The sequence below is a fragment of the Caballeronia sp. M23-90 genome (genome assembly GCF_053574605.1).
Window position 1 is genome coordinate 1 of the sequence record NZ_JBSIPA010000158.1, and the last position, 12907, is coordinate 12907.

The 12907-nt window shown below is 60.8% G+C and carries 11 protein-coding genes and 2 pseudogenes; 8 read left to right on the top strand and 5 right to left on the bottom strand.

All coding sequences use genetic code 11. The annotated features are described in order from the left end of the window. The 5 genes from ACRXB1_RS16910 to ACRXB1_RS16930 form a co-directional block, all read left to right on the top strand. Positions 1–226, top strand: a 226-nt coding sequence (locus ACRXB1_RS16910) for an isochorismatase family protein (protein ID WP_449492626.1), incomplete at its 5' end; no start/stop codon positions are given. A 2-nt stretch (positions 227–228) separates the two neighbouring features. Then, a complete protein-coding gene (locus tag ACRXB1_RS16915) occupies positions 229–558 on the top strand; it encodes a hypothetical protein (protein ID WP_449492627.1) in 330 nt (109 codons plus the stop codon). Continuing rightward, complete coding sequence (locus ACRXB1_RS16920) at positions 555–1802, top strand: MFS transporter (RefSeq protein WP_449492628.1); 1248 nt, start codon at positions 555–557, stop codon at positions 1800–1802. Before ACRXB1_RS16915 ends, ACRXB1_RS16920 begins: the two co-directional genes overlap by 4 nt. Positions 1803–2151: 349 nt before the next feature. Then, positions 2152–3165 (top strand): hypothetical protein, encoded by a 1014-nt coding sequence (locus ACRXB1_RS16925; protein WP_449492629.1) that lies wholly within the window; start codon positions 2152–2154, stop codon positions 3163–3165. Between the two features lie 83 nt (positions 3166–3248). After that, positions 3249–3563, top strand: a complete 315-nt coding sequence (locus ACRXB1_RS16930) for a hypothetical protein (protein WP_231941522.1) — start codon at positions 3249–3251, stop codon at positions 3561–3563. Here ACRXB1_RS16930 and ACRXB1_RS16935 read toward each other — a convergent pair. After that, positions 3560–3973: a winged helix-turn-helix transcriptional regulator gene (locus ACRXB1_RS16935; RefSeq protein ID WP_449492630.1), complete on the bottom strand. Its 414-nt coding sequence runs from the start codon at positions 3971–3973 to the stop codon at positions 3560–3562. The genes ACRXB1_RS16930 and ACRXB1_RS16935 overlap by 4 nt on opposite strands. Positions 3974–4072: 99 nt before the next feature. On the opposite strand from ACRXB1_RS16935, the gene ACRXB1_RS16940 reads away from it, so the two are divergent. After that, positions 4073–4996, top strand: coding sequence for an NmrA/HSCARG family protein (locus ACRXB1_RS16940; protein ID WP_449492631.1), 924 nt, complete (start codon positions 4073–4075; stop codon positions 4994–4996). 11 nt (positions 4997–5007) lie between these two features. Here ACRXB1_RS16940 and ACRXB1_RS16945 read toward each other — a convergent pair whose 3' ends face one another. Next, a complete protein-coding gene (locus ACRXB1_RS16945; RefSeq protein ID WP_449492632.1) occupies positions 5008–5385 on the bottom strand; it encodes a DUF3140 domain-containing protein in 378 nt (125 codons plus the stop codon). A 94-nt stretch (positions 5386–5479) separates the two neighbouring features. Between ACRXB1_RS16945 and ACRXB1_RS16950 the strand changes: the two genes are divergently transcribed. Further along, the gene (locus ACRXB1_RS16950) at positions 5480–6895 is read left to right on the top strand and encodes an NAD(P)/FAD-dependent oxidoreductase (RefSeq protein ID WP_449492633.1); all 1416 of its coding nucleotides are present in this window, start codon (positions 5480–5482) and stop codon (positions 6893–6895) included. A gap of 107 nt (positions 6896–7002) precedes the next feature. Here ACRXB1_RS16950 and ACRXB1_RS16955 read toward each other — a convergent pair whose 3' ends face one another. The 3 genes and pseudogenes from ACRXB1_RS16955 to ACRXB1_RS16965 all read right to left on the bottom strand — a co-directional run bounded on the left by ACRXB1_RS16955 (position 7003) and on the right by ACRXB1_RS16965 (position 11881). Next, positions 7003–8130, bottom strand: coding sequence for a zinc-dependent alcohol dehydrogenase family protein (locus ACRXB1_RS16955; protein ID WP_449492634.1), 1128 nt, complete (start codon positions 8128–8130; stop codon positions 7003–7005). Then, a pseudogene (locus ACRXB1_RS16960) lies at positions 8127–9791 on the bottom strand (acetolactate synthase large subunit). The gene ACRXB1_RS16955 and the pseudogene ACRXB1_RS16960 overlap by 4 nt, the downstream one beginning before the upstream one ends. A gap of 131 nt (positions 9792–9922) precedes the next feature. Then, positions 9923–11881 carry an acyl CoA:acetate/3-ketoacid CoA transferase gene (locus ACRXB1_RS16965; RefSeq protein ID WP_449492635.1) on the bottom strand — a complete coding sequence of 653 codons (1959 nt, stop codon included), beginning with the start codon at positions 11879–11881 and terminating at the stop codon, positions 9923–9925. Positions 11882–12779: 898 nt separating this feature from the next. Between ACRXB1_RS16965 and ACRXB1_RS16970 the strand changes: the two are divergent. After that, positions 12780–12907, top strand: a pseudogene (locus ACRXB1_RS16970) (Ku protein); the annotation flags it as partial.

Consider the following 12907-nt stretch of genomic DNA (forward strand, 5'->3'; position numbering starts at 1 on the left):
TACACCCGTGACGACGACCTGGGTCACGGGTGTCGCTACCGGGACCGGCGTCGAATCGACCGCCCGCCAGGCTTATGAGCACGGGTTCAACGTGACGCCCGCCATCGACGCGATGACGGATTCACGTTCCGAGGCGCACGACTACAGCATCAGGAACGTCTTCCCGAGGCTGGGCGAAACCGGCACGGCCCAGAACATCATCGACCTGCTTGGAACGAGGAACTGAACATGGAATGGCTGCAGCTTGTCTCCTACTTCTTTGGCGGCGTTTTTCTCACCAACGCCGTGCCGCATCTCGTCAGCGGCGTGAAAGGAGAGCCGTTCCAGAGCCCGTTCGCCAAACCGCCGGGGCAAGGGCTTTCATCGTCTACCGTGAACGTGCTCTGGGGCTTCTTCAATATCGTCCTCGGGTATGTGCTCGTCTGCCGCGTCGGCGATTTCGAACTGAAGATCACGAGCGATGCCCTTGCTTTCGGGCTCGGCATCCTGGCCATGGGATTGCTGTGCGCGCGGCTCTTTGGCCGCCTGCACGGCGGTAATAGTCCAGAGCGTTCATGACCGAGTTGGCAACCGGCACATTTCGGTCGCTGAGGAGCTACAACTATCGGGTGTGGGCGGCCGGCGCGCTTGTTTCCAATGTCGGAACCTGGATGCAGCGCACGGCTCAGGACTGGCTCGTGCTCACCCAGCTCACGCATCACAATGCGTCGGCCGTGGGCGTGGTCATGGCGCTCCAGTTCGGGCCGCAGCTTCTGTTGCTGCCCTGGACAGGCTTCGCTGCCGATCACTACAACCAGCGCAAGCTGCTGGTTGCTACGCAGGCAGCCATGGGCACGCTCGCCCTGGCGCTGGGTTTGCTCACCGTCACGGGCGTCGTCCAGCTCTGGCACGTCTATGTGTTCGCCTTCCTGTCCGGCTGCGCGGCAGCATTCGATGCACCCGTGCGCCAGACCTTCGTGGCGGAACTGGTCGGCGACGAGGATCTGTCGAACGCGGTCGCGCTCAATTCGACTTCGTTCAACGCCGCGCGGATGATCGGGCCGGCGGTTGCCGGTCTGGTCATCGCTTCAGTCGGCACCGGCTGGGCGTTCATGATCAACGGCGTGAGTTTTATCGCGGTGCTGGCCTCCCTGTCGTTGTTCCGCGTCTCCGAGTTGCGTGCGAATGCGAGGGCTCGCCGCACCAAGGGCAGCTTCACCGAAGGGTTTCGCTATGTATGGTCCCGGCCGGACCTCAAGGCGATCCTGGTCATGCTGTTCCTGATCGGCACTTTCGGACTGAACTTCCCGATCTTCATCTCGACCATGGCGGTCGGCGTCTTTCATACCGATGCGCGTGGCTATGGTCTCCTGTCATCGATCATGGCGGTTGGCACGGTCGCGGGCGCTCTCCTCGCCGCCCGCCGCGGCAAACCGCAATTCACGTCGCTGCTGATCGGCGCCCTGACGTTCGGGTTCGGCTGCACGCTCGCGGCCATCGCACCGAATTACTGGCTGTTCGCGGCGGCGCTGGTCGTGATCGGCGTAGCGGCCCTGACCTTCACCAACGCCACCAACACGCTGATGCAGCTCTCGACCGAACCCGCCATGCGCGGACGTGTGATGGCGCTGCGTCTTGGCATTGCGCTCGGGGGCACGCCGATCGGCGCGCCCATCGTTGGCTGGATTGCGGACCATCCCGGCCCGCGCTGGTCGCTGGGCGTTGGTGCTGCATCGGGGTTTATAGCGGCTGTCGTGGCCGCTTATGCGTTAAGGCAGCAGCTTCATCGGCCTCGTCAAGCGGATGCGCATGACCTTGGCTGATGGAGCTACGACGCCCGCGGCCGGCTTTAGATACTCAGCAGGACATTCGTCAGTTTCTGATGGTCGTGCCGACTCACTCTCATTCAATTGAGACGCGCAGGCAAGCAATCGGGACGTTCAGGCAAATTCATCAATTAGGCAACTGCTACCATTCCTTCGCCTGATTCATCAGGTGAGAAAACCACTGCGCCACTGGAACCGGTAGTCAACCGGCTCGATACCCATGGTGCAGCGGGTTCAACGACTTCGCCATCATGTCTCGCGTCTGCCGATCAGTCGACCGACCGGTAATCCGTTTGCGTCGGTACTAAACCAATTGCAAGTATTAAAAACAAAGGGGTGTTTGCAAATGAGTAGCTCACGGGTCTGGATGCTTAAATGGTCGATGCCAGTCATATACGCCGCCTTTGCGCTGGCGGCTTGTGGCGGAGATGATGCAAAGACATCGAATAACTCCCCTGATTCCGGTAATGGCACGCCGGCCAACACGGCGCCCGATACGCCGTCGACACCATCGACACCGGCAATTACCGCTTTCATCTACGAAGGCCTCACGCCCGACACAAGCCGCGCGCAGTTCCTGTCCAGTCTCAACACGCAAGGCGCGCAGGGCTATCGCTATCTGAGCGACTTTGCTTTCACTGCGACCGCAACGCTCGATCAGACATCGACCTTTGTCAAGGATCAAGCGACAACCTATAGCTACGAAGTACAGGACGTCACGTCGGGCAGCGCCGCATTCCTGACGCAAGCGAATAGCGAAGGCGCCAGGGGTTTCCGATGGGCGGGCGAACTGGCCGTGGGTACCGACATGTTCTTTCTCTACAGGAAAGACAATGGCTCAATCGCTACGTATTCCTATCAGGTCCTGACCCAGCCCGCGAGCAAGACCGATTTCCTGACACAAGCCAACGCGCAAGGTGCGCAGGGTTATTACAACCTCGCACCGGCGTTCATATTGGGCGATGCGAGCACGTCATCGATCTACGAAAAGAGCTCGCAGGGTAATGCGACATACGGCTACGAGATCACGGCCGTGCCGACCGACGATACCTCGTTCATGACGCAACTGAATAGTGAAGGTGCGCGTGGTTATCGTTTCCGCGGAGAGTTCGTGTTCTCCGATGGAACCGGCGCAATCTTCGCGAAGGAGCTGTCGCAGTCCGCCACGTTCAACTTCTATGGCCTCGATCCGGCCACCACCAGCGCAACGTTCATTCAGCAGGCGAACGTCGAGGGCGCGAAGGGTAACGGCCTGGTTGGTGGGTTCGTGCTGCCCAGCGGCAAGATCCAGACGCTCTACTTCACGCCGGGAAACTGCAAAGGAGCGCTCTGTACGCCTGTATCACTGTTCGGCGTTTGAACCGCGGCATGCATGCAACGGATCGGCCGCGCGCTATGGGCGGCCGATGGCAGGACTTAGACATCACACTCACGGGGATTCTTTTGAACAAGAAAATACTGATACTCGCCGCAATCTCGGCCGTGTTGTTGACCGGTTTGTCGGCCTGCGGCACGACGCAGATGAACATGATCGAAGTTCAGAAAACCACGTCCAGAACTATCGGGCTGGCTTCTTCTGACGAGATAACCGTTTCCAACATCAAATACGGCCAGCGCAACTCACTTGGGGGAACGCCCGTGACCTACGACGCAACCACCACGAAGGGACGTCGATTCGGTTGCTCCGTCTTCATGATCCCCGGGCTGACTCCGCTCGACAAGCCGGCTTACAACGATTGGGAATGCCATCCGCGCTAGTCGTCGCCGGAGGCCTGCGAATCGTATCGTTGCCGGGACGCTTCGATCGCCGGCCAGTTCACCCGGATCCACGCGGTGAATCCTTCCAGCGCCGGCAACATGCTGATGCCCATTTCGCTCAGTTCATACTCGACGCGCGGCGGTACTTCCGGGAAGTAGTGCCGCACGAGCAAGCCGTCACGTTCCAGGTTTCTGAGTGTCGCCGTCAGCATGCGCTGGGAGATGCCGTTCACACCGCGCTGGATGCCCGAAAAACGCAACCGGTGATGCGGGGCGAGCGACAACAACGACATGATCAGGATCGTCCACTTGTCCCCGAGACGCGCCAGCACATCGTGCGGCGCACATGGCGTCACAACCGGACCTTCGTGCGTCATGGCAAACGGGCGGCCGAAAACTGTCTGGGACAAGGTTACCTCCATGTAACTAACGCACACCCCCGTGCCGTCTTGCGGAAAAGATATAGCGGCCTACAATCGCCCCGTCAATAGTTACTTTCGGATACCGCGATGAACAGAACTGATGAACCGATCCTCGTGTTCGGGGCAACCGGGCAACAGGGTGGCTCCGTGGCGAAGGCATTGCGCTCTGACGGGTGGAAGGTGCGGGCGTTCGTGCGCAACCCGGCGAGCGACAGTGCAAAGGCGCTTGCGGCGATTGGAGTCGAAACCGTGAAGGGAGATTTCTCCGATCCGCAGTCCATGCAGGATGCAATGGCAGGCGTCTATGGCGTGTTCAGCGTGCAGCCGAGTTCCGGTCAAGGCGTTGCGTACGGGGTCACGGATGAAGACGAGATCCGCTACGGCAAGAGCGTCGCTGACATCGCTCTGAAAAGCGGCGTCCAGCACTTTGTCTACAGCTCGACCAACGCAGCGGGTCCCACCAAAACCGGGATGGGACACTTCGACAGCAAAAGCGAAATCGAAGCCTACGTCCGCCGCCTTGACATGACCTCGACGATTGTGCGCCCGAGCGCGTTCATGGAAATCCTGATGCTGCCTGGCATGGGACTCGACAAAGGCGAGCTCACCTTCTTCATGCATGCGGACCAGCCGATGCAATTCATTGCCGCCGAAGATATCGGAAAGATCGTGGCGCGGATCTTCTCGGCGCCTGAAGTGTTCTCGTCCCGCACTATCGAAATAGCGGGCGATGCAGTAACTGGTCCGGCGTTGGCCAGCAAATTCAGCCTGATAACCGGGCGTCCCGTGGTGTATCGCCGCTTTCCGGACACCGTGCTCGCCGAAAGCCCGTTCCTCGGGACGTTGGCCAGGCTTGTCGATGACGGCCGACTGTCCGGTAATGCCGACCTTGCATCTCTGCGCGAATCGTTCCCTGGTCTGCTGACGTTCGACCGGTGGCTGGAAGGCCGGGGGCGAGATGCGTTGTTCGCGGCGATCAGCGCCAAAAGCGAACGGGTTGCGCTTCGTTGATTCCCGGCACGTCACTTCACAGGATCATGGCCCCAATTCATCAGCGAATAGCGCCAGTTCGAGTGCTCGACATCGTGAGGACGTTGGGCGAGATGTCGTTTTATGTAGCCGATAACCTTGCGCATGTGCGCATAATCCGCCTCCGACAGGTCGGCCTTCTTCTTGCCGAGAATGGCGATGATGTGCCGGCCTGATTGATGACCGACCGATTCGTTTCCGCCGGATTTCTGGCCGACGTCGCGGGACTCATCGGTTTGCAGCCACTTCTCGATCTGAGCGGGCGTCATGTTGACCAGATCCTTGAACGTCTTGAAGGTTTCGTCGGCATCGCCGTCGGACGATTGTCCATGCTTGTCCGTCTGGGTGCTGGAACGTTGTTGAGTTGTCATTGAATCCTCCTCCACCGGGGAGCGGTTTGCACCATTGCATGACAGCAAGCAATGCTCCCGGCATGGCATTTCCGGCGCACCGAATATACAGCGCATGGGAACATGCGTCGTACCAGAAGCGATCGAGGCCAGGACCATCGAGTGGCGCAGGACCGCTGCTTGCTTCAGGTTGCGTCCCGACTATGCGGACGTGATGGGCATGGAATCGACACAGCGAACAAATCAGCAGCCGCACAGATTAGTTATCGTAGGCGGAGGCGTTGCCGGGCTAGACATCGCCACGCACCTCGCACGTAACGCAGCACGCAACGGCTCGTTGCAAATCTCGTTGATAGACAAGGAACCGGCTTACGTCTGGAAGCCGATGCTGCACATGATTGCGGCCGGGTCCTCGGACGCCGGCGCGCAAGAGACAGCGTTCGCCGCCCAGGCAAGGACTTATGGGTTCACCTATCAGCCCGGGTGCGCGACAAGCATCGATCGCGAGCGGCGCGAGATCCATATTGGACCACTTTGCCGCGGAGAGATCGAGGTCGTGCCCGCGCGCGTTGTCGCCTATGACACGTTGCTGCTGGCGGTCGGGAGCCGTGCGAACGACTTCGGTACGCCCGGCGTGAAAGACCATTGCTCGACCATCGATTCGCGGTCTGAGGCCATCGCCTTCAATGATGAACTGCGGCTTCGGTTGATCCAGGCGGTCGTGTCGAATACGCTGCTGACCATCGGGATAGTCGGTGGCGGGGCAACCGGCGTAGAACTGGCTGCCGAACTGATCCGGATCGCGGCCGTTGCGGAAGAATACGGCGCACGCGGCGCGTCGAGCCATCTCAAAGTCTTGCTGATCGAATCCGGCCCTCGCCTTCTTGGGCCGTTCCCCCAACGCGTGGCCGATGCAGCCCACCGCAAGCTCTCGGAACTTGGTGTCACGGTGCGCGTGAGCGCACGCGTGGCGTCGGTGGACGAAAACGGCTTCCATCTCGTCGATGGTGAAACGATTCCGGCCGTTCTCAAGGTATGGGCAGCCGGTGTCAAAGCACCCGATCTCTTGAACAACATGGGCGACGTGAAACGAACCCGCTCGGGGCAACTGGTGGTCGGGCCCACGCTGCGCAGCGTGGACGATCCGCACATCTACGCTGTCGGTGACTGTGCCAGTCCGCAACTGCCTGGCCGTGACAATGCGGTTCCGACAACAGCGCAGGCCGCCCATCAGCAAGCCGTATATATGTGCCGCAATCTTCCAAAACTGATTGCAGGCAGCCAGGCGCCAGCGGCTTCATATCATGACTTCGGGTCTCTCGTTTCCCTTGGAGGTTTCGATGCTTACGGCTCGCTCGGTCGTTTCGGCTTCTTCAAGGGCGGCTTCATTCGGGGGCGCATCGCACAGTTAGGGCACGCAATGCTGTACCGGACGTTCCAGGCGCGGCTTCATGGTCCATGGCACGGCAGTCTTCTTTGGCTCGTCGACATCCTAGCCCGACGAGTGAAACCCAGTGCGCGGCTCTCATGATGTGTGATCTGGCGTCTACCTTTCATCCCAACTGGACCTCGAACACCATTCGTGACTCCACTGCCTCGGACTTAGGTCGAATTACCCAAGGCGTCGCTGTCCCCTGATCACTCGAATACCACCACTTGGCGAATCGCCTTGCCCTCATGCAGCAAGTCGAAGCCACGATTGATCTCGTCGAGCTTGAGGCGGCCGGTAAGCAGCTTGTTCACGGGCAGACGACCTTGCACATAGAGATCGATGTAACGCGGAATATCGCGCGAAGGCACGCACGTGCCGATATAGCTCCCCTTCAGGGTGCGCTCTTCCGCAACAAGGCTGACTGCGGGAAGCGGCCAGAGTGCGGTTGACGGAGGCAGCCCGGCTGTCACGGTCGAACCGCCGCGTCGTGTAATACGGTAAGCCAGGTCCAGCGCGTGGATCGAGCCGGCGAACTCAAAAGCGAATTCGACGCCGCCATGACTCAGCGCCCGGATGTGCTCGGATGCATCGGCCCGAGCGGCGTTGACCGTGTGCGTGGCACCCAAGGCGAGCGCCTGCTCCAGCTTGTCATCGGACAAATCGATTGCGATGATCTGCCGGGCCCCCGCCGCCTGCGCGCCAATGAGTGCCGCGAACCCCACGCCACCGAGGCCCACCACGGCAACCGATGCACCGGCCCTGACCTGGGCCGTGTTGACCACCGCGCCGACACCCGTGAGCACAGCACACCCGAACAGCGCAGCCTCCTCCAGTGGAACACCGGGATCTATCTTGACGACAGAGCGGCGCGACACGGTCGCATATTCGGCAAACACCGAGCACCCGAGATGATGGTTCAAGGCCTCGCCGCCGCGCGTTAGGCGGCGCGCGCCGGACAGCAAGGTGCCTGCCCCGTTTGCTGCGGCGCCCGGTTCGCATAATGCAGGACGTCCTTCGGCGCAGGGTGCACAGTGGCCACAGCTCGGCACGAACACCACGACGACGTGATCGCCCACCTGGAGATCCGTCACGCCAGCCCCCAGTTCCTCTACGACGCCGGAGGCCTCGTGACCGAGCGCCATCGGCATAGGACGAGGACGGTCGCCGTTGATGACGGAGAGGTCCGAATGGCACAGGCCGGCGGCCGCAATCTTGATCAGGACTTCATCGGCGCTGGGGGGCGCCAGGTCGATCTCTTCAATACGCAAGGGGCGCGAGACGGCGTAAGGCGGCGTTGCGCCCATTGCTTGCAGGACAGCGGCCTTGATCTTCATTGCGCGACCTCCCTGACACGGTTCTTGAGTTCGTCGACGAGTACGCGGCTGTTCTCCGAATAGTCGACCGGAACAATGACCAGTTGCACACCGCCTTCGCGGAACGCGTCTTCCAGCGTCGGTGCCAGTGCTTCGGCTGATTCGACGCGCCGTCCTTTTGCGCCGTAGGCATCGGCGTACTTGACGAAGTCGGGGTTGCCGAACGTGAGACCCCAATCCGTGAAGTTGTCTACGGCCTGTTTCCACCGGATCATGCCGTAGGCATCGTCCTGAATGATCAGCACAACCAGGTTGAGCTTCAGCCGCACGGCGGTCTCGAGTTCCTGCGAGTTCATCATGAAACCGCCGTCGCCGCACACCGCCATCACACGCCGCGCCGGGTAAAGCAGCGCGGCCATCATGGCCGACGGCAAACCCGCGCCCATCGTTGCCAACGCGTTGTCGAGCAGCAGCGTGTTGGCGCTGCGGGTCCGGTAGCAGCGCGCAAACCAGATCTTGTACATGCCGTTATCGAGCGCGACGATGCCGTCGGCCGGCATGACTTCGCGTACGTCATGGACGATGCGCTGCGGCGTCAGCGGAAAGCGCGATTCCCCCGCGCGGTCCATCGTCCGCTTCAGAATGCCCTCGCGCAACGGCGCCAGCGCCGCTGCGTTCGGAAGCTTGCCCTGAACGTGATCGGCAAGCCGCGCGAGACTCAGGCCAAGATCGCCCACCACTTCCGCATGGGGGAAGAACACCTGTTCGACGTGGGCCGGCGTGTAGCTCACATGAACGACCTTGGGTCCGTCCGGGCCCATGATGAACGGCGGCTTTTCGACCGTGTCATGGCCGATCGCCAGGATCAGGTCAGCACGGTCTATTGCCTCGTGAAGATAGTCGCGTTCGCTTAGCGCCGCTGTTCCCATCCAGAGTTCGCTGGCTTCGTCATGGCCGACTGCGGCCACGGTGCCCTTGCCCATCTGGGTGTTGAAAAACGGGATGCCGGTACGTCGAATGAATTCGGTCAACTAGCCCGCGAGCCGGGGACGGTTGCTCGCCGCACCGAACATGACCAGCGGACGCTCGGCCTTCATCAGCATGGCCGCGGCCCGTTCGATGGCAGCCTCTTGCGCGACCGGAAGCTCGACCGGATGCGGCGGAACAAGCGCCACGTCATCGCTTACTTCTTGGGCGGCCACGTCTTCGGGCAACTCGAGGTGGACCGGACCGGGCCGCTCTTCCGCGGCGAGGCGGAACGCTTCGCGCACCACGCTCGGGATGCTGCTCCCGCTGACTATTTGCCGGGACGCCTTCGTCAGCGGCTTCATGGTTGCGACTATGTCGACTATCTGAAAGCGCGCCTGGTGCGCTGTCATGATGGCCTTTTGCCCGGTGATAAGCACCATCGGCATGGCGCCAAGATGGCCGTAGGCTGCACCTGTGACCAGATTCAACGCACCGGGACCGAGTGTTGCCATGCAGACACCCGGCCGTCCTGTCAGGCGGCCGTGGGTGGCCGCCATGAATGCCGCCGACTGCTCATGGCGGGTGACGACCAACTCGATGGTCGAGCGTCGCAGCGACTCGACAACGTCGAGATTTTCTTCGCCCGGCACCGCGAAGATGCGATCGACGCCCTCGTTCTCCAGCGCCTTGACGAACAGATCTGATGCTTTCATACGTAATCTCCTTGACTCTTTCAATCACGGCTAATCGCCGCGTATTGCAGCGGACTGTTCCTGCCAGCGCATTCAGAATGCCAAAAGATGCGGGATTGCGCATTGAATGTCCCTGACGCTGAAAGCAAGACTCAGCGTAGCGGGCGCCCTACTTCATCTTCGAGTTGGCTCGCCACATGGTTTGCGGCTTGCGCATGCGTTTCGCAGACGTGCGATTCGGCATCGACTTCACGAAAAGCGGCGCCCAGTTTCACGCGCATGAATGCACTGGCGGAGAAACGGGTCGCCGAACTGTAGTACTTGAGCTGCAAACGCCTGACCATTGCGAAGTACGTATCGGCAACCGGATCATCCAGACGGAATCCGTCGTAGTTGACTATCAGTGAAACCTTATGGCCGATTCCATCGCAGAATGCCTCGAGCACGCGCCGCACACTTTCCACGTCGCTGGTCGAGCGGACGCCCATGCCCTCGAAGTTCGCAAAGAGCGTGTTGCGCTCGACGTCATAGCTGAGCCGCTCGCTCATTTGCCGATCGAGGAGCACCGTTGCGAGCCCCATGAGTTGCGGCAGGAAAATACGGGGGTCCATCGAACGCACGTTGCGCACGATAGGCATGAAGTCCATGTGGGCAAGAATGTCGCGCTCCATATCGATGCCGGGTGCAATTTCGGTCAGTTCAAGTCCTTCGGACACGCGCTGGAAGACGCACCGCTCAGTCACATACGTCACAGGCTGGCCGCGTTCGGCCGCGAGAGACCCGTTGAACGTGATCTGCTCGACCGACTCGACGAGTTTCCTCTTCGACCCTTCCGACACGATACGCAGACGTCCATCCTCGACTGCGACTTCGAGTCCGCCGGCCGTGAACGTTCCCGCGAACACCACGCGCCGCGCGTTCTGACTGATGTTGATGAATCCGCCGGCACCGGCCAGGCGCGGCCCGAAGCGGCTGACGTTGACGTTTCCACACCGGTCGATCTCCGCCATGCCGAGACACGCGAGGTCCAGCCCTCCGCCATCGTAGAAATCGAACTGCTGGTTCTGGTGCAGCAGGGCATCGATATTGATTGCCGCGCCGAAATTCAAGCCGCCTTGGGGCGCGCCGCCGATCACACCGGGTTCAGCGGTCAACGTCAGGTGGCTCAGCAGTTGCTCTTCCGCGGCGACGGCTCCTACGACTTCAGGGACGCCAATACCCAGGTTGATCACGCTACCCAGGGGAAGTTCGAAGGCGCATCGACGCGCGATCACTTTTCGCTCGTCAAGCACCGCGCTTTCCGTTGTGCCCGGCGGAACCTTCATTTCGCCGGAGAAAGCAGGGCTGTACGCCGTGCCGTAAGTCTGGGCGTGCGCGCCATTGGATGCGACCACGACACGGTCAACGAAGATTCCGGGAACGACAACTGCACGAGGATCGAGCGTCCCGCTCGCAGCGATCCTTTCCACCTGGACGATCACGAGTCCGTTCGAGTTATGGGCGGCCATTGCCGCCTCCATCGCGTCGAGCACGAGCGCCTCGCGCTCCATCGTGACGTTGCCTTCGGGGTCTGCCGTGGTGCCTCGGATCAGGGTCACGTTGATGGGAAAGACCTTGTAGAAAAGCCACGTCCTGCCATCGATTTCGATGGTGCTGACCAGTTCCTCGGTCGTTCTCGCGTTGATCTTTCCGCCACCCTGGCGGGGATCGACGAACGTGCCCAGTCCAACCTGAGTGATCGTGCCGGCCCGATGAGCGGCGATGTCCCGATACAAATGCGAGATCGTTCCGAGCGGAAGGTTGTATGCCTCGATCACATCGTCGGTCGCCATCTTCGCGAGCTTCGGCAACAGCGCCCAATGTCCGCCAATGGCGCGTTTTATGAGCCCCGGCAGTGCTACCCGGTTCAGGCCCTGATCCTTGCCGTCCCCCGGCGCGGCGGCAAATACGAGCGTGAGATCGCGTGGCGAACCCGAGCCCGTGAACCGTCTTTCCAGCGCCATGATCAAGTCGTCCGGAGTACCGATTCCGACAAAGCCGGAGCAGCATACAGCGTCCCCATCGCGGATCAACTCGATCGCTTCATCAGCGGTGACAATCTTGTCTTTCATGACGCGGGGCTCGAAGAAGGGGTGGATTTTATGATCGTTGCCGTGATGCTTCCCAGCCTTGAAGTTGCGTTATGCCTGTGTCAGGCGCTTTGCTTCGTGCGCGCGGCATTGAACTGCGCGGCGCGGTCACTACTGCTCGCGAACCTTCAAATGGACCAGGCACGGCAAGTGACATCTTGTCAGCGGATTCATGCGAAAAAGGTCCTCGGTCACCTTCGGCCAGCCACGCGGGATCCTGTACTCGAGCACGTTCATGGCAGCGATGGATGACGACCAGTTGCGCAGGCGACCCGCAATCTCGTTACTATCGATACCCCAAGGCATGGGCGGCAGGCGATAGCGCGGCGTCTGCATGAAGCCCCACAGGGTCAACTGGGAAAACCATCGCGGAATGATGTCGAACGCAATTTCAGCACCCGGAAAACGCTCCACGATCTGTATGAACAGACGTCTCACGGTTTCGGGTTCGAGATACATGAAGAGGCCTTGAACGACGATGAAAACATCGGGGCCGGATTCAATCCCGTCGATCCATCCTGGCTCAAACACGCTCGCGGCAATGTGATCGAAGCGCGTGGACGATGGAAGAAAAAGCTCGCGCAGTTCGATGGCAGCAGGAAGATCGACCGTCAGCCAGCGCATCCGCCCGTTGTCCACGCGGCGAGCCTGCGTTTCCAGCCCTTCGCCCAAGGATATGATCAAGCCGTCGGGATGCCGTTCGAGCCATCGGCTCAGGAGCTGGTCGATCTCTGCCGCACGCGCCGCAAATGCACCGACGGGTTCGCCGAAATGGCCGATGAAATCGTAGTCGATCGCATCGCAGATACGGACGCTGTCAGGGTCGACAAGAATGCCGTCGTCGCGACGTGCTTCGGACGCCCGATCGTAAAGCGTCCATCTGACGCGCGACAACATCGTGCGCGGTTTCGAGTACGAGAAGGGCAAATACGTCGTGATGAGCGACGCCGAAATCCGCTCGGCCAATCCAGAATCGACGCAAACCGTCGATATCCTCGCGTTCGTCGA